Source organism: Laedolimicola ammoniilytica, from assembly GCF_025567165.1.
In the GTDB taxonomy this organism is placed as follows: Bacteria; Bacillota; Clostridia; order Lachnospirales; family Lachnospiraceae; genus Laedolimicola; species Laedolimicola ammoniilytica.
The window spans coordinates 125,385-144,976 of sequence record NZ_JAOQKC010000003.1 but is presented as its reverse complement, the minus strand read 5'-3'; the positions used below and the strand labels follow the sequence as shown (position 1 = coordinate 144,976).

The 19,592-nt window shown below is 51.5% G+C and carries 17 protein-coding genes and 1 pseudogene; 3 read left to right on the top strand and 15 right to left on the bottom strand.

All coding sequences use genetic code 11. From position 1 onward, the window contains the following. Window positions 1-144: 144 nt before the first annotated feature. From OCV63_RS03235 to OCV63_RS03170, 14 genes and pseudogenes are all read right to left on the bottom strand, one after another. Window positions 145-879: an amino acid ABC transporter ATP-binding protein gene (locus tag OCV63_RS03235; RefSeq protein ID WP_158361991.1), complete on the bottom strand. Its 735-nt coding sequence runs from the start codon at window positions 877-879 to the stop codon at window positions 145-147. After that, window positions 869-1,537, bottom strand: a complete 669-nt coding sequence (locus OCV63_RS03230) for an amino acid ABC transporter permease (protein ID WP_158361990.1) — start codon at window positions 1,535-1,537, stop codon at window positions 869-871. The genes OCV63_RS03235 and OCV63_RS03230 overlap by 11 nt, the downstream gene beginning before the upstream one ends. Before the next feature lie 151 nt (window positions 1,538-1,688). Further along, window positions 1,689-2,513, bottom strand: a complete 825-nt coding sequence (locus OCV63_RS03225) for a transporter substrate-binding domain-containing protein (protein WP_158361989.1) — start codon at window positions 2,511-2,513, stop codon at window positions 1,689-1,691. Window positions 2,514-2,673: 160 nt separating this feature from the next. After that, window positions 2,674-3,264: a cytidylate kinase-like family protein gene (locus OCV63_RS03220; RefSeq protein WP_158361988.1), complete on the bottom strand. Its 591-nt coding sequence runs from the start codon at window positions 3,262-3,264 to the stop codon at window positions 2,674-2,676. 210 nt (window positions 3,265-3,474) lie between these two features. Further along, on the bottom strand, window positions 3,475-4,263 hold the full coding sequence (gene acsE / locus OCV63_RS03215; protein ID WP_158361987.1) for a carbon monoxide dehydrogenase/acetyl-CoA synthase methytransferase subunit: 789 nt from the start codon (window positions 4,261-4,263) through the stop codon (window positions 3,475-3,477). Between the two features lie 29 nt (window positions 4,264-4,292). Then, complete coding sequence (gene acsC / locus OCV63_RS03210; protein WP_158361986.1) at window positions 4,293-5,645, bottom strand: acetyl-CoA decarbonylase/synthase complex subunit gamma; 1,353 nt, start codon at window positions 5,643-5,645, stop codon at window positions 4,293-4,295. A gap of 24 nt (window positions 5,646-5,669) precedes the next feature. After that, window positions 5,670-6,611, bottom strand: a complete 942-nt coding sequence (gene acsD / locus OCV63_RS03205; RefSeq protein WP_158361985.1) for an acetyl-CoA decarbonylase/synthase complex subunit delta — start codon at window positions 6,609-6,611, stop codon at window positions 5,670-5,672. A gap of 86 nt (window positions 6,612-6,697) precedes the next feature. Next, window positions 6,698-8,827, bottom strand: coding sequence for an acetyl-CoA decarbonylase/synthase complex subunit alpha/beta (gene acsB / locus OCV63_RS03200; protein WP_158361984.1), 2,130 nt, complete (start codon window positions 8,825-8,827; stop codon window positions 6,698-6,700). 154 nt (window positions 8,828-8,981) lie between these two features. Next, window positions 8,982-9,614, bottom strand: a pseudogene (locus OCV63_RS03195) (ATP-binding protein); the annotation flags it as partial. A gap of 42 nt (window positions 9,615-9,656) precedes the next feature. Continuing rightward, entirely contained in the window at window positions 9,657-11,549 is a 1,893-nt protein-coding gene (gene cooS / locus OCV63_RS03190; protein ID WP_158361982.1) for an anaerobic carbon-monoxide dehydrogenase catalytic subunit, read from the bottom strand. Between the two features lie 37 nt (window positions 11,550-11,586). Then, window positions 11,587-12,360 (bottom strand): ATP-binding protein, encoded by a 774-nt coding sequence (locus OCV63_RS03185; protein ID WP_158361981.1) that lies wholly within the window; start codon window positions 12,358-12,360, stop codon window positions 11,587-11,589. A gap of 76 nt (window positions 12,361-12,436) precedes the next feature. Further along, window positions 12,437-13,372, bottom strand: coding sequence for a methylenetetrahydrofolate reductase (locus OCV63_RS03180; RefSeq protein ID WP_158361980.1), 936 nt, complete (start codon window positions 13,370-13,372; stop codon window positions 12,437-12,439). Window positions 13,373-13,456: 84 nt separating this feature from the next. Beyond that, window positions 13,457-13,651 (bottom strand): CooT family nickel-binding protein, encoded by a 195-nt coding sequence (locus OCV63_RS03175; protein WP_158361979.1) that lies wholly within the window; start codon window positions 13,649-13,651, stop codon window positions 13,457-13,459. Window positions 13,652-13,666: 15 nt separating this feature from the next. Continuing rightward, window positions 13,667-14,008, bottom strand: coding sequence for a DUF8180 domain-containing protein (locus OCV63_RS03170; protein ID WP_158361978.1), 342 nt, complete (start codon window positions 14,006-14,008; stop codon window positions 13,667-13,669). A 241-nt stretch (window positions 14,009-14,249) separates the two neighbouring features. On the opposite strand from OCV63_RS03170, the gene aroE reads away from it, so the two are divergent. From aroE to OCV63_RS03155, 3 genes are all read left to right on the top strand, one after another. After that, complete coding sequence (aroE, locus tag OCV63_RS03165) at window positions 14,250-15,125, top strand: shikimate dehydrogenase (protein ID WP_158361977.1); 876 nt, start codon at window positions 14,250-14,252, stop codon at window positions 15,123-15,125. A 151-nt stretch (window positions 15,126-15,276) separates the two neighbouring features. Then, window positions 15,277-16,461: an aminotransferase class V-fold PLP-dependent enzyme gene (locus OCV63_RS03160; protein WP_262670621.1), complete on the top strand. Its 1,185-nt coding sequence runs from the start codon at window positions 15,277-15,279 to the stop codon at window positions 16,459-16,461. A gap of 41 nt (window positions 16,462-16,502) precedes the next feature. Beyond that, window positions 16,503-18,449 carry an NAD(P)/FAD-dependent oxidoreductase gene (locus OCV63_RS03155; RefSeq protein ID WP_158361975.1) on the top strand — a complete coding sequence of 649 codons (1,947 nt, stop codon included), beginning with the start codon at window positions 16,503-16,505 and terminating at the stop codon, window positions 18,447-18,449. 200 nt (window positions 18,450-18,649) lie between these two features. On the opposite strand, the gene OCV63_RS03150 is transcribed toward OCV63_RS03155, so the two are convergent. Then, on the bottom strand, window positions 18,650-19,465 hold the full coding sequence (locus tag OCV63_RS03150; RefSeq protein ID WP_158361974.1) for a P-loop NTPase family protein: 816 nt from the start codon (window positions 19,463-19,465) through the stop codon (window positions 18,650-18,652). Window positions 19,466-19,592: the final 127 nt, after the last annotated feature.

Below are 19,592 nucleotides of genomic sequence, written 5' to 3'. Positions count from 1 at the left end.
ATGATTAAATTTTAGCACTCCTGTATAAGGAAGTCAATAACCCCGGGGCGGGGATTTTGGGAAAATAACAGATCAATCAAAGTAAAACCAAAGCAGCCGCGGCTGCGTCACCTGCAGCTGCGGCTGTTCTATTCCTATATTTTATTACAGCACCTTGCTCAGGAAATCAATGGTTCTGGGCTCCTTCGGATTCGCCAGTACCTCCTCCGGGGTTCCCTGCTCTACGATATAGCCGCCTTCCATGAAGACTACCCGGTCTGCCACCTCACGGGCAAAACCGATCTCATGGGTTACGACTACCATGGTCATACCCTCCCGGGCCAGCTCCTTCATAACCGCCAGTACCTCGCCAACCATCTCCGGGTCAAGGGCAGAGGTAGGCTCGTCGAAGAGCATGATATCCGGCTTCATAGCCAGGGCGCGGGCAATAGCCACACGCTGCTTCTGTCCGCCGGAGAGCTGGCTTGGGAATGCCTCCGCCTTATCTGCCAGGCCTACGCGGGTCAGAAGCTCCATGGCTTTTTTCCGGGCCTCGTCCTTGGTCATAACCTTCAAATGGACCGGAGCCAGCGTCATATTGTCCATCACATTCAGATGGTTGAACAGATTAAAATGCTGGAACACCATACCGATGTTCTGACGTACCTTATTGATATCCGTGTGCTTGTCCGTCACGTCATAGCCGTCTATCAGAATCTGGCCTGCCGTCGCCGTCTCCAGCTGGTTCAGGCAGCGCAGGAAGGTGGATTTACCACTTCCGGAGGGTCCCAGGAGAACCACAACCTCGCCTTCAGTGATATCCATACTGATATCCTTCAGAACCTCCAGCTTTCCAAAGTTCTTTTTCAGGTTCGTTACATGAATCTTATTATCTGCCACGGTTTACCCTCCTCTCGATTCTCTTTGCCAGCTTACTTAAGGTAATGATGACAATCATATACATCACGCCAACGATGGCCCAGGACTGCAGCGGCTTTAAGGTATTACCGGAAATGGTTTTACCAATCAGCGTCAGCTCCGGGAACGCAATAACGGAAAGAATCGACGTATCCTTCAGGGTAATGATAAACTGGTTAATGATAGACGGAATCATGGTGCGTACCGCCTGGGGTACTACGACCAGCGCCATGGAGGAACCATAGGAAAGTCCCAGACTCCGGGAAGCCTCCATCTGTCCCCGATCCACACTCTCGATACCGGCGCGGATAATCTCCGCCATATAAGCGCCGCAGTTTAGGGAAAGAGCGATGGTACCTGCCTGAAGCGCGCTCAGACGGAAGCCCTTCATTCCCATGCCCTGCATACCGGCCGGAATACCGAAGAATACAAAATAAGCCAGTACGATAAGCGGAACGCCTCGAATCGCGTCCACATAAACGGTACCGATCAGATTCAGTACCCGGTTGTGTCCCACGTTCATCAGACCGAAAATCATACCAATGATCGTCGCGATGACCAGGGTCAACAGGGTCATCAGCAAAGTCTGTCCCATGCCCTTTAAAAGCATGATTCCATACACTCGAAGAATTGCTGCCATATATCTTTTCTCCTCACTTGTTTACTCCCGCTGTCCGCGGGGCTTCTCTGCCGCGGAATACTTCCTGTATTGTGGAAACCTCCGTATCCGGGAGCTTCCACAGTACAGGAAGCAGCTGCATCGCTACGCAGCTGCTCCGCACCTTTTATCCCTATTCGCCAAGATACTTGTTCAGAATCTCCTCGTAGGTTCCGTTGTCCTTAATCTCCTGCAGTCCCTTATTGAACATATCCAGAAGCTCCTGATTGTCCTCGTTCATGATAGCAAAGCCATAGGGAGCTACCTTGCTTGCGGTACTCTCAACGATGGTCAGATCCAGTCCGCCGGTCTTGATGTTGTCCGCCATAATCGGCTTATCCTCTACGCAAGCGTCTGCCTGGCCCAGTACCACTGCCTGATACATGGTCGGTGAATCCTCGTAGGTATCAATCTTAAAGCCGTACTTGTCCTTCAGTTCCTCTGCGTAATTCGCGCCTGCTGTAGCGTTCTTTACCGCGATGGTCTTGCCCTTCAGATCGTCCAGGCTCTCGATACCGCTGTCTGCCTTCACTGCAAATACCTGATAAGAATCATAATAGGAATCAGAGAAAATCCATCCGCTATCCTTACGCTCCTTTGTGATGCTCGCGCCTGCCAGCAGCGCGTCTGCCTGGCCTGCCTGAACCGCGGTAACTGCAGCGTCCCAGCCAAGGCTCTGAATCTCAATATTGAATCCCTGATTTGCTGCCACTGCCTTAATGATATCCACGTCAATTCCTACGAACTCACCATTCTCATCGGTGTACTCAAAGGGACGGAATACCGTATCCATTGCGATAACCCATGTTTTGTCAGATCCGGTGCTCTCAGCAGCGTCTGCGCTTTCGGTTGTCTCTGCAGGCGCTGTGTCAGCAGCCTTGTCAGAACTGGAGGAACCGCATGCAGCGAGACCCAGAGTCATACTTGCAGCCAAAGCCAATACAAGTAACTTTTTCATAATGTATACACTCCTTTTCCCCGACTTATCTGTCGGCTATATTTAACATAAGGGCGATGTATTTTGCTATACACCGCCCTTGATGCCACTTCATAAGTATAATTTTTTCTTTTATTGTTGTCAAGCAAAAAAGTTTTTGTCTTCCCGAAATTCTGTCTTTTTAAATAAGCTTTGCTGCATCCAGAACCATCTCTACCGCCTTGTCAATCCCCAGTTTCTCTGTATTGATGGTTAAATCGTAGTTCCGGGCATCTCCATAGATCTGCTTCGTATAATACTCGCAGTTCTTCTTACGGGAGCGGTCCGCGTCGCGGATATCCTTCTCCACCTGAGAAAGGGGAACGCCCGGCATCTTGCCCGCCATACGTTTTACCCGCCACTGGAAGCTGGCATGGGCGAATACATGGAGACAGTGATCGAATTCCCTTAAGATATACTCGCTGTTCCGGCCTACAATCACACAGTTCTCATGATTTGCCATTTCGCGGATAGCGTCTCTCTGGGCCTGCCAGAGCTCTTCGTCCAGGGGCTTATTATAGAAATCAAACAGACTCTGGGCAAAGCCAAAGCTTTTCGGCACTCTCTCATCCCATTTCCGCACCAGCTCCGGATCCAGCTTCGAGTTGGCCAGGGCCGTTCTCAGAATGATATCCTTATCGTAAAACTCAATTCCCAGCTCCTTCGCCACTCTCCGGCCGATTTCACCGCCGCCTGCACCGAATTCACGGGCTATGGTAATAACCTTTTTCATGAAAAATTCCTCCATTTCCAGCCGCCGGTTTCGCCGACAGATTCTATTTAGATTATAACGGACATTGACGGTCAGGGCAACCCTTTTCTCACATATGCACACTCAGCCCCAAGCCTTCCGGAACCCAGATGGAGCCCTGTAACCAAAAGGAGCATCCCCGGTTTCCCGGAGATGCTCCTTTTTAAGCTCTTATTCGACTTCGAATCCGAATTAAACCTCAAGATAAGAATCTGCGTACAGATTGTTGTTCTTGATGATATCGCAGGACTTGATGGTCTCCATCAGTCTTAAGTCGTTCGGGTTTACGATAGCGGAGGTCAGACCGTTCATCATAGCCATAGCTACCATAGCGGAGTCCATGATCGGACGGATGTGCTTCGGCATACCGTTGGAGTTATTGGACAGACCGCCGGTGGACTTCATGCCCATGTCGGAGATCATCTTGATAAACTCCAGAACCTGCATCTGCTTGTCCTGCATTCCCTTGATAACCAGGAATAACGGGTCAAACCACATATCCTCAGCAACGTCCATACCATGCTCCATGCCTCTCTCCATCAGAGTCTGCATGTACATCATACGCTCGTCGTTGTCCTTAGCGATTCCCTCGCCGTTGCACAGAGCGATAACGATAGCGTCGTTAGCTGCTGCCAGGTCAACGTACTCCAGTCTTCCAGAAGCGTCAGCGGAGTTAACGATGGGCTTACCCTTTGCACGGTTGTATACAGAGATACCAGCCTCGATAGCTGCTACGTTGGAAGTATCCAGTGCCAGCGGAACGTTGTCGAAGTTGCCCTGAAGCAGCTCAACGGCCCACTTCATCAGCTCCGGTCCGTCATTCTCAGCCGGTCCGATATTAACGTCCAGGTATGTAGCGCCTGCGTCCAGCTGCTGCTTTGCTCTCTTCAGGATCGGCTCCGGATCTCTCTCGGAAAATGCCTTATTTACAGCCGGTGCTGTGGTGGAAAGTCTCTCACCGATGGTAACAAATTTTGCCATAGTTTTGTTCTCCTTTTATTATAAAATAATTAGATCTCGCCGTTAGCCTGCAGATCCTTCAGGAACTTCACAAGCTGTACTGCCTCGTTGGGGGCTACGATAACTTCCCAGCCCGGCAGCTTCGCCTCGATATCGCCCTTCAGAACTGCTACCTTTCCGGGGATGATCAGCTTTCTGCACTTAACCTTCGGCTCTACGTTCTCCTGGATGAACTTGGATACAGAGGTAGAAGAAAGCTTACCAGCTGCCCAAGCAGTCAGTACGGAAAGTCCGCCTGCGTCGTTGATGATCAGGTTGCAGGGAACGCCGGAACGCTCCAGCTCGCCGGATACTACGAAGTAGGTCAGAGCGAAGTCTACAGTGGTCAGACATACGGAATTCTCATCGCCGCCGTTCAGCGGGTAGATGCCCGGCTCAACCTTCATGGGCTTCTGCGGGTCGGTAAATACATTCTGGCGCAGACCATACAGCGGCAGAGCCTGTGCATAGTCCATGCCTTCCATAACGATGATGGAACCGTATTTTACAGTAAACAGTGAAACAAGAGCTGCCTGCATGGTCGGATCTCCGGCAGCCAGTGCTCCTACGTTAACGATGGAGGGATAACCGAAGGTTCTGTTCTGATCCTTCAGAGCCGCGCGACGAATCTGTACGGTGGTAGCAAACGCGTCCTTAACAGAAGCAGTACCTACATTCAGTACCAGGTTCTTATTGCCCAGCTTCTCAAGAGCTGCTGTGGTATCATAGAGCTCGTTGATGTCTGCGCCGCGAACGCCCAGAATAACGCCTGCCTCAGTAGCGACAGCGCTCATAGCCTCGTAGTTGGAAGCGTCTGCGCCATCCAGAACCGGCTTCGCGTCCTTGCATACTGCCAGAGCTGCCTTAGCTGCCTCAACATCGGTACAGTCAAGTACCAGCGTCTTGCCGCAGTCAGCTGCCTTCTTAATCAGCTCCACATAAGCATCAACGCCCTTATCCGCACAGTAGGACAGATACAGCATCTCAACGTGCATACGCTCGCCGATACGGTCGTAATCAACCTTCTTAGCTGCCTCGAGCTTCGCGTCGATATCCTCATCCGCGCTGCAGATGGATACTGCGTATCTCGGCTTGCTTACAAAGGTCTTCTCATGACGGCAGAGAACGGTCTCGCCGCCCAGTGTGTACTCAGCCTCGCCGGTACCAACCTTGATGGTCTTCATGGGCGGAGCAGTTGCCTCTGACAGAGTAGCCAGCGCTTCTTCGGACATATGCGGACACTTGCTGAGTTCTACAGCGCCCTGAGCAACCTTCATAGCAAATGCCATACAGGTCGGGCTTCCGCACTCCTTACAGTTTGTCTTCGGTGTTAATTTAAAAATATCCAAGCCTTTTAATGCCATGGTAAATTTCTCCTCCTTCCTCGATTAAACCAGTGCTTTAATTAATTTTGAAATCGTTGCAACCGAGGTCGGATGTTTCAAAATTACTGCATTGGAGCCGGATGCCAGTACTGCTGCGGCTGTCTCAACTTCCATATCAATTCCACGCTCTTCCTGGGATCCCCACTCCGGCATATCTGCTTCGGAAGCCATAGCCTCTTTTACATTCCATGCCTCGTCAGCTACCGGTGTCATAATCGGCATCTGAAGCTGTACATCACCCTGAGCCAGAGCTGCTGCCTTTACACGGTCCATAGTGGAAACTACGTACTCGAAACCGTATCCGGCTGCTGCGGAACCTACGTTCATGACAACGTTAGCCTGATCTACGCCCAGCTGTCCGATCAGCACGTTCAGCTGCTTTGCAAGGTTGATATCTACGGCAGACTCTGCTCCGACCTTCTGGCCGTAAGCAAGACCAGCTGCTGCTGCAACTGCCTTGTAGTTCTCTTCTCTTGCGGACAGGATCAGTACGTTCTTTCCCTGAAGCGCTTCTGCAACCTTGGAGAAAAGCTCTGCATCCTTCTCTACATTCTTACATCCCTCAATTACAAGAGGAGCTGTGATCGCGTCGCCAACCTCTTTCGCGATAGCTACGCAATCCTCAACGGAACGGTTTTCGCCATTCGGATCCGCTCCCTCAAAGCGGAGAACAACGAAATCTGCTCCAGGCATTTCTTCGGCTTTCTTTGCAATCTCTGCAAAAGTTGTAGCACCTGCATAGTAGTCCTTGATTCCTGCAACTTCATTCTCCAGACCCATGTCTGTAATCAGAACTCCAATCTTCGGTGCATTCTCGATCGGCGCGTCGAATGTATAAAACGGCAGTACATTCTCTCCGCCAAGCTTCACTGCCTTATCTCCGGTTCCGATTTCTACGGTACGGATAGCAGCGTTGAATTTTCCTGATTTTCCAGTAAACGGCATTTCTTAGTTACCTCCTTGTCCTTTACGTGGTTTTAACGCATAGGGGCACAGCCCCTATGCGTAAACCAATTATCTTACATATTATACTACATCATCGGGTCCATGCCAAGTGCCGGATGTCCTTTTTCTGTAAGGAATGCCAGCAATGTTTCCGGATCCTCTGCGATAGTCTCGTCACCGATCATATCGGTAAAGTTGTCAATTCCGTAGAGATCTTTTGCTGTCTCATTGAGACGTTCTGCTACGGACTCCTTCAGCTCCTTGGGCATCCATACGATACGCTCGATTCCGCCCTCAGCCTTCATAAACTTCTTGGAAGAGATGAAGTGCTTTCCATGTCCCATGAATCCAGGTGTCTGAACTCCACCACCGGTCATACTTGCCAGCTCGGAGAAGGTCATTCCCAGCGGAGTCATGCCTGCGTACTCACGGTTGGTGATAACAACACCGTTGGAGAACGGCTCGATACCACAGATACACTCGAAGCATCCGCAGGAGGTCATCGGCTTCTCCATGATGGAGTACAGGGAAACCTCTTCCAGAGCACCCTGGGAGTAAAGCTTAACCGCCTCATTGACATCCTCGTACTCACCGATTCTCTCATCGATGGGCTTCTCTTTGGTGATAACCTGGCAGGGTCCCTGGGGATCCAGCTCGTTGGTAGCCTTTGCGTCCAGCCATGAAACGGCACCGCACAGACCCAGACGCTCCGGAGTAACCACGCATACGTGGGACGGGGAGAATGCCTGGCACATGATACAGCTGTAGTATACGTCTACAGACTCGTCAGTCAGAGTAGCCAGACGGTCGTCACGCTTGTCAAACAGCGGGATAGCAGTCTCATGACGCATCTTGGTACACAGCTCCGGATCGGTGATAACCTTAACCTGACACTTATCTACAACTGCGTCAAACTCATTCTTAATTCTTGCGTACAGAACCTCACCGATGTGCTTTGCACGGAAGCCTGCGTCGAAAGCGTTCTTGCTTACACGGATACGAATCATATCACGCTGACCAGTATGCATAACACCCTCGATGCAGTTCAGGTAGTTATGGAACTTACGCTCGAATACCGGCTCAAAGTCAGCCTGCATGCTCTTGCCGGCAACCTCTACCACGTAGCCGATGCTGTGCTTGCTGCCTACCTCGAACTCGTCGAAGTCCGGTCCGATTACTTCGATCTTGTGGTCCTCAACCTCAGACGCGTCCTTTGCCTCAACCAGCTCGAAGCAGTCCACACGGGAACCGTCGAACTCTACCTGCATATCGCCGCGGCGGATAATCTCGCCCTCGAATGCGGATGCGAAGGAAACCGGGATATCGATCTTGGTAACCTTAATCTTAATATCTCTTGCTTCAATAGAAGTAGCGTTGAACTTGGATACGTCCTCCTGAACGATCAGGCTCTTCGGTACACGGAAGATGTTCTCGGTCTCGTTGGTGACTACCGGGAAACCAAGAGCGATTGCGCCTGCACCACAAGCTACAATAACATCATCCAGCGGCTTGAACGCATTTACGAACGCCGGTACACGGTCCATGGTGTACTTCATCAGCGCGCCTGCGTCGCCCGGTGTTACGTTACCGAAGATCAGAGCCGCACGAAGCGCTACAGATACGACGTGGATTACTGCGGTTACGTCCTTGCCAAGCGGTACGATACGTACGGCGTTGCCCATGTTCAGGCCTGCCTCTACGCACTGATCGATAACACCGCCTACCAGAGTAACCAGACAGCCCTGTGCCTGATAGCTCTTAACCAGCTCTACTGCTTCTTCTGTAGAAGGAGCGCTTCCCAGGATAACAGCTACGCCCGGGATATCGCCGGTTACAAGGGGTACACCCAGCTCACGGATGATAGCGTCTGCCAGATGTCCGTAGCAGGGCTCCTCGTACGGCTTTGCGCCGTTCATGTACTTCAGTACCTCGATGAACTCTGCGCACAGAGCTGTTGCAACACCGCTCATGAATGCGTCGTTCAGTCTCTTCTCTCTGGTCATCAGAGTTTTTACAACTCCCAGAGCTGCCTTCAGTTCTTTCAGGTTGGTAACCTTGCTTCCTGTTACGGCATAGTAGCAGGGAAGGCTGTATGCAGTGTCCGGGAAAGATACTGCCGCATCTTCTCCGTACTGTGCGATTGCGCCGTCGATAGCAGCCTCGGTCAGTCCGTAAACTGCGTCGTTGCCGCCGAATACTCTATCAAATAATGTCACGGTATTTTACCTCCAAATTTTAATTCGATTGATCGAGGATTTCCTTAATCTTCCGGATCTCCTCCTTTGCGGACTTGCTTACATCGTAGGGGGATTTGCCCTGCCGGTCCGCATCTATCACTTCCGGGTTGTAATGAATAAATCCAAGTAAATCCTCTGCCGGGATCTTCGAGCGGATGAACTCCTCATCCTCTGCTCCGCGGACTTTGTTGGCTACTACGCGAACGGTCTGAATTCCCAGGTCATGGGCCAGCCGTTTTACATTCTTATAGGTCTGAATGCTTCGCGCTCCGGGTTCGATGACTACCACAAACTGCTCCATACCTTCGCAGGTACCGCGGCCCAGGTGCTCCAGGCCTGCTTCCATGTCCATGATAACCACGTCCTTGCTCCGAAGACTTAAGTAGCTTAAGATCCGCTTCAGCATCACATGCTCGGGGCAGACACAGCCGCCCCCTCCGGTCTCTACAGTACCCAGCGTCAGGAGCTTGACTCCGTTGTAGGTCTTGCTGTAGGTATCCGGGATATCATCCACCTTGGGATTCAGCGTGTACATGGCATTTCCGGGGCCTACCCCTGTCCGTTCCTCGATGAGCTTTCTCATCTTGGAAATCGGAACAATCGAGTCCAGAACCTCCTCCGGAAAACCGAGCGCCAGACCTAAATTCGCGTCCGGATCCACATCGGCTGCCAGAACTGTACATCCCTCCTCCGCATATAATCTTGCAAGGGTGGCTGCAAAGGTCGTCTTTCCGACTCCGCCCTTTCCGGTAATTGCAATTTTCACGTTCTATTCCCTCCGGTTCTTTCTTTACTCTTTTTATCCGGATTAGATTCCCAGTGCGGTTCTCTTCTCCTCGATACGGTCGATCATCTTGTCAACCAGCTTCTCGATGTCTGTCTCAACCGTATAAGCTGCTTCAACCCAGTCACGAACGCCCTCAGTCAGCCACTGACCCATCTCGGAAGAACCGGCTACATACGGGTCAACGCCCAGGAAGGTATCGATACCGGTTGCTACTACGTAGTTACCGATGGAAACAGCCTTCTCAGACATCCACTCCGGAGCACAGCCTACAACCGGAAGCTGAGAAATATTCAGTCCGGAATCCTTGGCCAGCTCTGCTACCAGAACCATCATACGGCTGATATCTACACAGGAGCCCATGTGAAGTACCGGCGGGATGTCTGCCAGCTCACATACTCTCTTCAGACCGGCGCCGCAGAGATCCTTTGCTGCCTTGTCCATCAGACCAGCCTTTGCTGCTGCCTGTGCGGAACATCCGGATGCTACCACTACGATATCGTTGGCAATCAGTTTCTTCATCAGCTCGATATGCGCGTAGTCCGGGCGAATCTTCGGGTTGTTACAGCCTACCATAGCGACTGCACCACGGATAACACCCGAGGTGATACACTCGATAAGCGGCTTGGTGGTACCTGTTACATCTACCTGGGAGTTGGTTACACCATCCAGAGTCTTTACCAGAGCCTCCAGAGAGTATCCAACGGTTGCCTTCTGCTTCATATCCGGAATATATACCAGATCCGGCTTACGGTTCTTGAAGTTCTCACATGCAATCTTAACAATCTGCTTTGCCTTCTCTGCAGCGGTTCCTACATCAAAACGGATGTAATCGGAATCCGGCATCTGCGCGATGGGAGAAGTGGTGATAAACTTGGTATGGAAGCACTTGCTCAGGGGGCCGAGTGCCGGGAAGATACACTGCACGTCTACAACGATAGCCTCACATGCGCCTGTCAGAACTACGTTCTCCTGCTGCAGGAAGTTACCTGCCATCGGAATACCGCGACGCATAGCTACCTCGTTGGAGGTACAGCATACACCGGATACGGTGATTCCCTTTGCGCCCATGCTCTTTGCATATGCGATCATCTCCGGATCGTCTGCGTACTCACAGACCATCTCAGACAGTGACGGATCATGTCCGTGTACTACGATGTTTACATTGTCAGCGTTCATAACGCCCAGGTTTGCCTCGGTATCGATGGGCTTCGGAGTTCCGAACAGTACGTCGGAGAACTCGGTTCCGCACATGGATCCGCCCCAGCCGTCAGCCAGACCTGCTCTCAAGGACTGACGAACCAGTGCCTCCGGCTTGGAAGAACATCCCATATGAGTCATATGTAAGGAAGTAGCTACCTCTCGGTCAATGGCTCTCGGCTCGATCTCAGCGTCATGCCACAGCTTCTGGGTATGCTCCGGAGCTCTCTTCAGCCATCTCTGTACGCCGAAGGGCTTACCATACTCCATCAGAGCTGTCTCTGCCATCTCATGAGCCAGATCGTAGATATCCTTACCCTCGGTCTCTACGCCCCACTCCTTCGCGATGCGGATCAGCTTCTCCGGATCCTTTACCTTGTAAGCTCCGTCCGGCTGTGCAGCATACAGGGTGTGGCAGATCTCACGGCCATGGTCAGAGTGTGTAGCTGCTCCGCCTGCTGTGAATTTCAGATAGTTACGTCCTACGATACCATGTACGTCACATCCGCAGATACCTCTCGGTGCCTTCGGTGTAATACGGCACGGTCCCATAGCACAGATTCGGCAGCAGACACCCTGCTCACCAAACTTACAGTGCGGCGTCTGGTTCTTCACACGAAGCTGCCAGGCATCAGCACCTACCTTTGCTCCTGTCTCCAGAAGTCTGGCTGTTGCGGCTTCCATTTCCTCCACCGTTGTCAACTTTAAATCTCCCATTATAAACCTCCTACCTTTTTTTATTTTCATAAATTTATTATGAAAGATCCAACTGGTCAATAATACTGTACAGCGCCTTGCGGACCGGAGAATCCTCCGGAAGCTTTACTGTGGGCACGCCGTCACAGTCATACTCAAACACCTGCTCGTCCTGAGGAACGACGCCCAGCAGATGAAGGCCCTGTTTTTCGATCTCTTCTTTCGTTCCCGCATTCAGCACTCCACCCGGAGCGCGATTGATAATCAGTCCTACGGACTTGGGCTTCAGTCCACATTCCGGAATCAGCTTTGCGATACGTCCTACCGCCTGCACGCCTCTGCGTGAGCAGTCGCTGACCAGAATAATGGTATCTACCGACGGAAGAATTCCGCGGCTGATGTGCTCCATTCCCGCTTCATTGTCTACTACTATATATTTGTAATTCTTGGCATATCTTGCAATCTGGGTCGTCAGGAGCCCGTTGACGAAGCAATAGCATCCCTTTCCCTGTGTGTGACCCATCACCAGCAAATCATAATCGTCCTGCTCGGAAAGCGCTTCTCCGAATTTGAGCTCCGCGTAATCCTGCTTGGACATTCCCTTCGGAATCGGGTTGGAACCCGCTGTCTCTGCCTTTGCAATCTCCTCACGAATCTCGCCCAGGGTCGGAGCAGCCTCCACGCCCAGTACCTCGTTCAGATTGGAATTGGCATCTGCATCTACAGCCAGAACAGGTCCCTGCTTCTTCTGGCACAGGTATTCAATTAAAAGTCCTGTAAGTGTAGTTTTTCCCACACCGCCTTTTCCGGCTACGGCAATTGTATGTGGCATATCTTTGTTCTCTCCTGCCTTTTACCGCGGGCAGGTTTGTGCCCCACCCGCAATTTTAATAATCAATTTTAAGTAACTAGATTAAAGTCTTCAGACCTGCGCGGTCGATGATCTCGGATACATCTTTCCACTTGTTCAGAGCGTACAGATGGATACCGTTTACACCCAGAGAACGATAGGTATCGATCTGCTTGATGGTGTACTCGATTCCTGCCTCGCGGAATCTCTTAACCTTGTCATCATAGAACATATCGAACGGCTTGCCCTCAGCGTCCTTAGCTGCGAACGGGTTCGGGAACAGCCAGTTCTGGGAAATAATCTTGCACAGCTCGTGATCCATTACACAGCCGTTGCGGGACAGTGCCATATTGATGGTAGCTGCCTGATCCAGAATCGGCATAACTCCTACGTCTACCGGCATGGTAACACCAGCGGAGTAGATAGCGTCCAGCCAGTACTTGAACTGCTCCATATCCCAGCAAAGCTGAGTCATGATGTAGTCAGCACCGTTGTCCTGCTTCTGCTTCAGAACCGCGATATCGGACTCCAGGCTTCTGCATGCGATGTGTCCCTCCGGGGAACCTGCTACAGCGATCTCAAACTTATCGCCGAACTCATCACGTACAAACTTTACAAGGTCTGTAGCATACTGGAAATCACCACAGGTAGTGGTCTCGCCCAGCGGAATATCTCCACGGAGAGCCAGAACATGATCTACGCCCTCGTTCAGGTACTGCTGCAGCTGATCCTTCATGCCTTCCTTGGTATTCTTGATTACAGTAAAGTGGGTAACCGGTGTAGTGCCAGCGTTCTTAATCATCTGACATACTTCGCGGTTTGCTCCTACATTTCCGCCGCCTGCGCCGTATGTACAGGAAATGTAATCCGGCTGATACTTGCACAGATGCTCGATCGTGCCCGGAAGATTCTCCATACCCTTCTCAGTCTTCGGCGGGAAAACCTCGAAAGACAGCGCCATGCGCTCGTTCATGATGTCTGTTAACTTTGTCATTTCAACCAACCTCCATTATTTTGCTATATCAACATTATTGATATCACTTTGATCGTCCGCCTGCCATACGGACCGCTGCCCCTCTTACGCGGACGGGCAGTTTAACTTTACGACGGAACCGGTCAGGTCTACAAAGGAAATCGTTCCTTCTACCACTACCTCTGCGCCCATAATATCTACCAGGCGCACCTGACTTCCTTCCACGTAAATCTTGCTGACATTCTTCAGCACAACCTCTTCTGTATCCTGCGTGTTCTTATATACAGTTGCCAAACACATAATGATGCCTCCTTATTACTGTACCAAGGAAAGTGCCAGGCTCAGATACAGATTGCCCTTGTCAAAATTCTCAATGGCCTTTTCAATCTGTACAGCCACGTCTTCCTTTCCAACCTCGCGGAACTTCTTTGCCACATCTGCCAGCTCAGCCGCATGATGCTTATTATGATCTAACATATAGGAAAGAAGCGCCTCCTGCTCACTGCCCGGCTTATGATCGTGACCGCCGCAGCCGCAGCTACAGCCCTCATGGCTGTGATCGTGGGTATGCTCATGGCCGTGGTCATGGCAATGCTCATGATCGTGGTCATGCTCGTGTCCGTGACAATGTCCGTGTTCTCCGTCTACCATATGCATCGCATATTCCTCCTTTTATTTCAAACTTAAAATTGTGTTAATTTCATGACAATCTTAATACAATTATACCCTCACGGGGGGATTTTAGCAAGTCGAATTTGCCCGAATTCTGACCGTAAATTGTTTTTCTTTCCATACATTCCAACCCCGTCAAAATGCAATTGACAATTTTCCGATTTTTTTGTACCCTTAGTAAAAGTGTACACGATAACCCCAACAACTTCAAGCAAAAGGTATAAAAATGGACAAAAATTTCGACATAACAGGCACTACAAAACTTACTTGTCTGCTGGGAAATCCCGTTTCCCACAGCATATCCCCCGCCATGCACAACGCTTCCTTCCAGAAACTGGGAATCAACTGCGTGTATCTGGCTTTTCCTGTAGACGAAGCGCATTTTGAGCGGGCCATTGACGGGCTGATCACCCTGGGGGCCACAGGCTGGAACTGCACCATGCCCCTGAAACGGCTTATGTACGACCGGGTGGATACCCTTTCCGATTCCGCCCTTTTAAGCGGCGCAGTCAATACCGTCGTAAACCGGGACGGACAGCTCTTTGGTGACAATACCGACGGCTATGGCTTTCTGCAGTCCATGCGGGACGCCGGCTTCTCCTGCGAGGGAAAGCACGCGGTCCTGCTTGGCAGCGGCGGAGCAGCGGCAGCCATTCTGGCCCAGGCAGCCCTGGACGGCACTGCCTTCATCGACGTCTTCGCCCGAAGCGCTTCTGCATCCACCAAGCTAATCGCCGAGGAAATCCAACGGATCCACGCTCGCTGCGACTGCCGGATCCGTCTCTTTGACCTGGAGGACAACACTTCACTCAGGCACTGTCTGGACGAGGCCGACGTCCTCATCAACGCCTCCTCCGTAGGCATGGCTCCCCGTACAGACGCTTCCCTGATCCCGGATCCCGCTTTCTTCCATCCGGGTCTGGTGGTGGGCGACGTCATCTACAACCCCCGGGAAACCCTGCTTCTGCGCACCGCAAAGGAAGCAGGCTGCCACACCTTCAACGGTATGTACATGCTACTCCATCAAGGCGCTAAGGCATTTGAACGTTGGACCGGACAGGCGATGCCGGTGGAATATATCCGGAAATTGTATTTCTGTTAGGACTTCCGTTTTAGAGGACTTCGTGCTATAATAAACCAAGCTGTAGTTTTGCCGACGGCAGATCCGCAGCTTTCTTTCTACCGAAAGAGCATTATTACGTTAATACACAAAAGTGTAAATTTTTATCAGTAAACTAATGGAGATGAACGCAATGATTTATCTTGACAATGGCGCAACCACCTTTCCAAAACCGGAATGTGTCTGGGACGCTGTAGATCATTTCAACCGCACGACGGCCGTCAACGCGGGCCGGGGCGCGTATCAGGCGGCCCGGGACGCCACTGCTATGATTCGGGAGGTACGGGAGCAGCTGGTCAGCTTATGTGACGCCAGGGAGCAGGCTCAGGTCATCCTGACGCCGTCTGTAACTATCGCTCTGAACCAGATTATTCAGGGACAGAAATGGACAGAACATTCCGTGGCCTACGTATCACCTTATGAGCACAACGCGGTATTACGCCCCCTGAAGCTTCTGGAAAAGCATGTCGGCATCCGGGTACTGGAGCTACCGCTCTCAGATGACCTCTCCATCGACCTTACGGCCACGAAAGAGCTGTTCCGGCAGACGCCGCCGGATTTTGTCAGTGTCTCCGCCATCAGCAATGTGACCGGTTACATCCTTCCGGCCCGTGAAATCTTTCTCATGGCTAGGGAATACGGCGCTTTCACATTGCTGGACGCGGCCCAGGCCATGGGACTCCTGAAGCTGCGCTTCTCGTATCTTAAAGCGGACGCTATTACCTTTGCCGGTCACAAGACGCTCTACGCGCCTTTTGGCATCGGCGGATTTCTTCTGAAAACCGGCGTCGACCTTGAAGAGCTTCTGGCAGGAGGCAACGGCATGAAGTCCTTAAGTGAAGATATGCCCCGCTATATGCCCGAGAAAATGGAGTGCGGCAGCATGGACACTCCCGCCATCGCAGGCCTGCAGGCTTCTCTCCAGTGGCTGAAAACTGCGAAGCCGAAAAAAATCGAGGATGATCTGATGGAATATCTGATTCCACAGCTTCGGGAGATTCCGGGACTGCACCTCTACTGCGCGCCGGATCCCACCCTTCAGGCAGGCGTTATCTCCCTGAATCTCGACGGATTCCGGGCCAATGAAGTAGGCGCAATTCTCGACAAAGAATGGGATATCGCCGTCCGGGCCGGTCACCACTGCGCCGCCCGCATCCATAAACACCTGAAGGATCAGGAGTTCGACGGTACTGTCCGGGTCAGCTTAAGCGCATTTACCACAAAGGAAGAACTGGATACCCTGGTAAAAGCCTTAAAGAGCATCGACCGGAACATGTTAAAAGGAATTTCTTCCAGCGTACTGCGCGGAAACTGTTAGTTTTCTCTGCTATCACTTTAAAAAAGAAAGGAATACATACCATGAGTTATGAAAAATTATTTGAAAAAGGCCGCATCGGAACCCTGGTTCTGAAAAACCGCGGCGTCATGATGCCTATGGCCACCGATATGGCCGACAAGGATGGCATCGTCACTCCCAGACAGATCCGCTACTATCAGGAGCGGGCCAAGGGCGGCATCGGCATGATCATCAACGAATACACCGGCGTGGATGATGTAGACAGTATCCCGTCCATCCACAACCTGCGTATCGCCCGGGATTACCATATCTCGGAAATGGAGAAGCTGACCGACGCGGTTCATCTCTACGGCTGCAAGATCGTGGCTCAGATTCACCACGGCGGCGCCACCTCCAACCCGAACTTTACCGGACGCCAGAACCTGGCTCCCAGCGCCGTTCCCATTGCGGACGGACGGCCGGTTCCGAAGGAAATGACCCTGGAAGATATCAAGCGCATCGAGCAGAAATTCATCGACGCTGCAGTTCGCTGCCAAAAGGCCGGTTACGACGGCGTGGAGCTTCACGGAGCCCATGGCTACCTGATTGCCCAGTTCTTCAGCAAATATTATAATCGCAGAACCGACGAGTACGGCGGAAGCGTGGAAAACCGCTGCCGCTTCATCGCAGAAATCATCGCCGGTATCCGGGCCAAGCTGGGACCCCGTTTCCCGATTCTCGTCCGCATGTGCGGCGATGAGATGACTCCTGTGGACGGCTTTCTGACCCTGGAGGACGGTCTGGAGATCGCCAAATACCTGGAAGGCTGCGGCATCGACGCCATCAACATCAGCAACGGAAGCGCACGGAACGGCGACGCCAACTGCGAGCCCTTCTCCTATCAGGCCGGCTGGAAGAAGCATGTAGCCAAGGCTTATAAAGAAGTTCTTCACATCCCGGTCATTGCCACCAACACCATCAAGGATCCGGATTTCGCGGAGTCTCTTCTGGAGGAAGGCGTCTGTGATTTCGTGGGTCTGGGACGTTCCCAGCTGGCGGATCCGGATTTCATGAACAAGGCTAAAGCAGGCCATGCGGATGAGATTCGCAAGTGTATCGGCTGTCTCTACTGCCGGGAGCGCGTACTGGGTCAGGGACTACCGATCCGCTGCGCTATCAACGCCCGCACCGCAAGAGAGGATGTATTTTCCCATATCCGCAAGGACGGCGCCGGCAAGACGGCTGTCGTCGTGGGCGGCGGCCCCGCCGGTATGGAGGCCGCACGGGTGCTGGCACTGCGTCAGTTCCATGTGGTTCTCTTTGAGAAGGAGGCGAAACTGGGCGGTACTCTGAACGTGGCCGACAAGCCTGCTTTTAAGGATAAACTGACCCGTCTTTCCGAAACCATGGAGACCCAGATCCGCCATCTGGGCGTAGAAGTCCGTCTCGACACTGCCGCTACTCCGGAGCTGGTAAGCGCTCTGAACCCGGTGGGCATCGTAGTTGCCTGCGGCGCGGAGCCTGTAATTCCGCCCCTGCCGGGCATGCAGCAGAATCATGTCTGCACCGCGGAAGATGTCCTGACCGGCAAAGCGAATCCGACCGGACAGGTGGCTGTCATCGGTTCCGGCCTGACCGGCCTCGAGACCTCCGAAATGCTCTTAAGCCGCGGTCTCTCCGTCTCCATCGTGGAAATGGCTTCTGAGATGGGCCCGGGCATCTTCGGCGCAATCCGGAACGATGAGCTCAGCCGTATCCTGCCCCACAACCCGGGCATCTACACCGGCCACAAGCTCCTTTCCATTGAAGAAAAGACCGTAACGATGGAAAAGATCGACGATCACAGCACCGTAGTGATCCCCGCAGACTCCGTGGTTCTGGCCCTGGGTGTGCGCCCGCGCTCCGCTCTGGCCGAAAGCTTCGAGTCCTGCTGCCCGCAGGTACATATTGTTGGCGACGCCCGCAGGGGCGGCCGAATCGCTACGGCGGTACGGGAAGGCTTTGAAGCTGCCTATATCTTTGAAGCGTAATAACAAAGAATGTGCCTTGGCACATTCTCGCGCCTGCGGCGGTCGCTTGTGACATCTACCTTATCCGCCGCAGTGCGCATCCTCGCGGAGTGTTTTTTACTTTACAGGAAAGCAATTTCCTGTAAAGTAAAAAATCAGCGCCTGTTGGAAGCTTTCTTATGTCCAACAAGCGCTGATTCTTTATCTCTTTTCTTCTTTATTCAAAACACCGTCTTTTCGTTATTATCTTTCATCGGTACTACATATTCTTCAAATTCGCCATTGCCCTTAAGCAAAATAAGTGAAACTTCATCTGGAATCACATACTGTTCCAAGATATTTTTCGTCTGCTCATAAATCACAGCTCTGTCGACAATCAGGGACATCTTATCAACCTTTAGTTTACCGGTATAAAATCCCACAAAAATCTGATCGATGGCCCTTCTTGTCTTTCCTGAACCCGTCGGCATCCCGCTATGATCACCAAAGCTTGTCAGCTTTTTGAATTCAAATCCCCAACGCCCTTCTCCTCTGCCAACTGCATCGGTCTGTAAGATCCAATCACACATTGGAACCTCCTGCGTTACTTCTTTTACGGAATATCCCCGGCCAATCAATCCTGTCAATAATATTTGCTTACATTTTTGAATATATTCTTCCGCTTCTGCAGTTTTTCTCGCATCAGCTTCGATTTTCCCATTTGCATCCATAATTCTCTCAAAACTGAAATCCGCGTAAGAATCCGCGCCCGCCGCAATTTTAGCCATCAGTTCATCTGAATTTGCTGTACTCGTCTTCTGATTTATAACCCGTGATAAAGTGGAGACATTTACTCCTATATCAGCGGCAAATTGTCTCATACTCCGATCCCCTTTTGCCTGGACCACCAGTTCTGCCACCTGTTCTCTATCTGGTTCTTTATATTTGCGGTAGCCTGCCAACAATTCCATATACCTCATAAGTCGTTTTTTAAAATCATCTTGGTTTTCTTTCTCAGAGATATCTTTCAGTTCCACTAAGCTCTTATCTATTTCCATCTTTCTGTCCTCTATAAATCTGTTTACATTTTTATCTTATATCATTTTTGTTGCTTTGTCAATTATTTGTTGCGTAAGTGTTGCACTTTTGAATTTTTTATGTTACTATCTAATCATTCAAGAAGCA

What these genes read in the sequence shown, in the direction of transcription:
- OCV63_RS03155 (WP_158361975.1), top strand. Translation starts at nt 16,503, where the DNA reads ATGAGTTATGAAAAATTATTTGAAAAAGGCCGCATCGGAACCCTGGTT.
- OCV63_RS03230 (WP_158361990.1), bottom strand. Translation starts at nt 1,537, where the DNA reads ATGGCAGCAATTCTTCGAGTGTATGGAATCATGCTTTTAAAGGGCATG.
- OCV63_RS03170 (WP_158361978.1), bottom strand. Translation starts at nt 14,008, where the DNA reads ATGCATATGGTAGACGGAGAACACGGACATTGTCACGGACACGAGCAT.
- cooS (WP_158361982.1), bottom strand. Translation starts at nt 11,549, where the DNA reads ATGGGAGATTTAAAGTTGACAACGGTGGAGGAAATGGAAGCCGCAACA.
- OCV63_RS03185 (WP_158361981.1), bottom strand. Translation starts at nt 12,360, where the DNA reads ATGCCACATACAATTGCCGTAGCCGGAAAAGGCGGTGTGGGAAAAACT.
- acsC (WP_158361986.1), bottom strand. Translation starts at nt 5,645, where the DNA reads ATGGCATTAAAAGGCTTGGATATTTTTAAATTAACACCGAAGACAAAC.
- acsE (WP_158361987.1), bottom strand. Translation starts at nt 4,263, where the DNA reads ATGGCAAAATTTGTTACCATCGGTGAGAGACTTTCCACCACAGCACCG.
- OCV63_RS03220 (WP_158361988.1), bottom strand. Translation starts at nt 3,264, where the DNA reads ATGAAAAAGGTTATTACCATAGCCCGTGAATTCGGTGCAGGCGGCGGT.
- OCV63_RS03225 (WP_158361989.1), bottom strand. Translation starts at nt 2,513, where the DNA reads ATGAAAAAGTTACTTGTATTGGCTTTGGCTGCAAGTATGACTCTGGGT.
- acsD (WP_158361985.1), bottom strand. Translation starts at nt 6,611, where the DNA reads ATGCCGTTTACTGGAAAATCAGGAAAATTCAACGCTGCTATCCGTACC.
- OCV63_RS03160 (WP_262670621.1), top strand. Translation starts at nt 15,277, where the DNA reads ATGATTTATCTTGACAATGGCGCAACCACCTTTCCAAAACCGGAATGT.
- OCV63_RS03150 (WP_158361974.1), bottom strand. Translation starts at nt 19,465, where the DNA reads ATGGAAATAGATAAGAGCTTAGTGGAACTGAAAGATATCTCTGAGAAA.
- aroE (WP_158361977.1), top strand. Translation starts at nt 14,250, where the DNA reads ATGGACAAAAATTTCGACATAACAGGCACTACAAAACTTACTTGTCTG.
- OCV63_RS03180 (WP_158361980.1), bottom strand. Translation starts at nt 13,372, where the DNA reads ATGACAAAGTTAACAGACATCATGAACGAGCGCATGGCGCTGTCTTTC.
- OCV63_RS03175 (WP_158361979.1), bottom strand. Translation starts at nt 13,651, where the DNA reads ATGTGTTTGGCAACTGTATATAAGAACACGCAGGATACAGAAGAGGTT.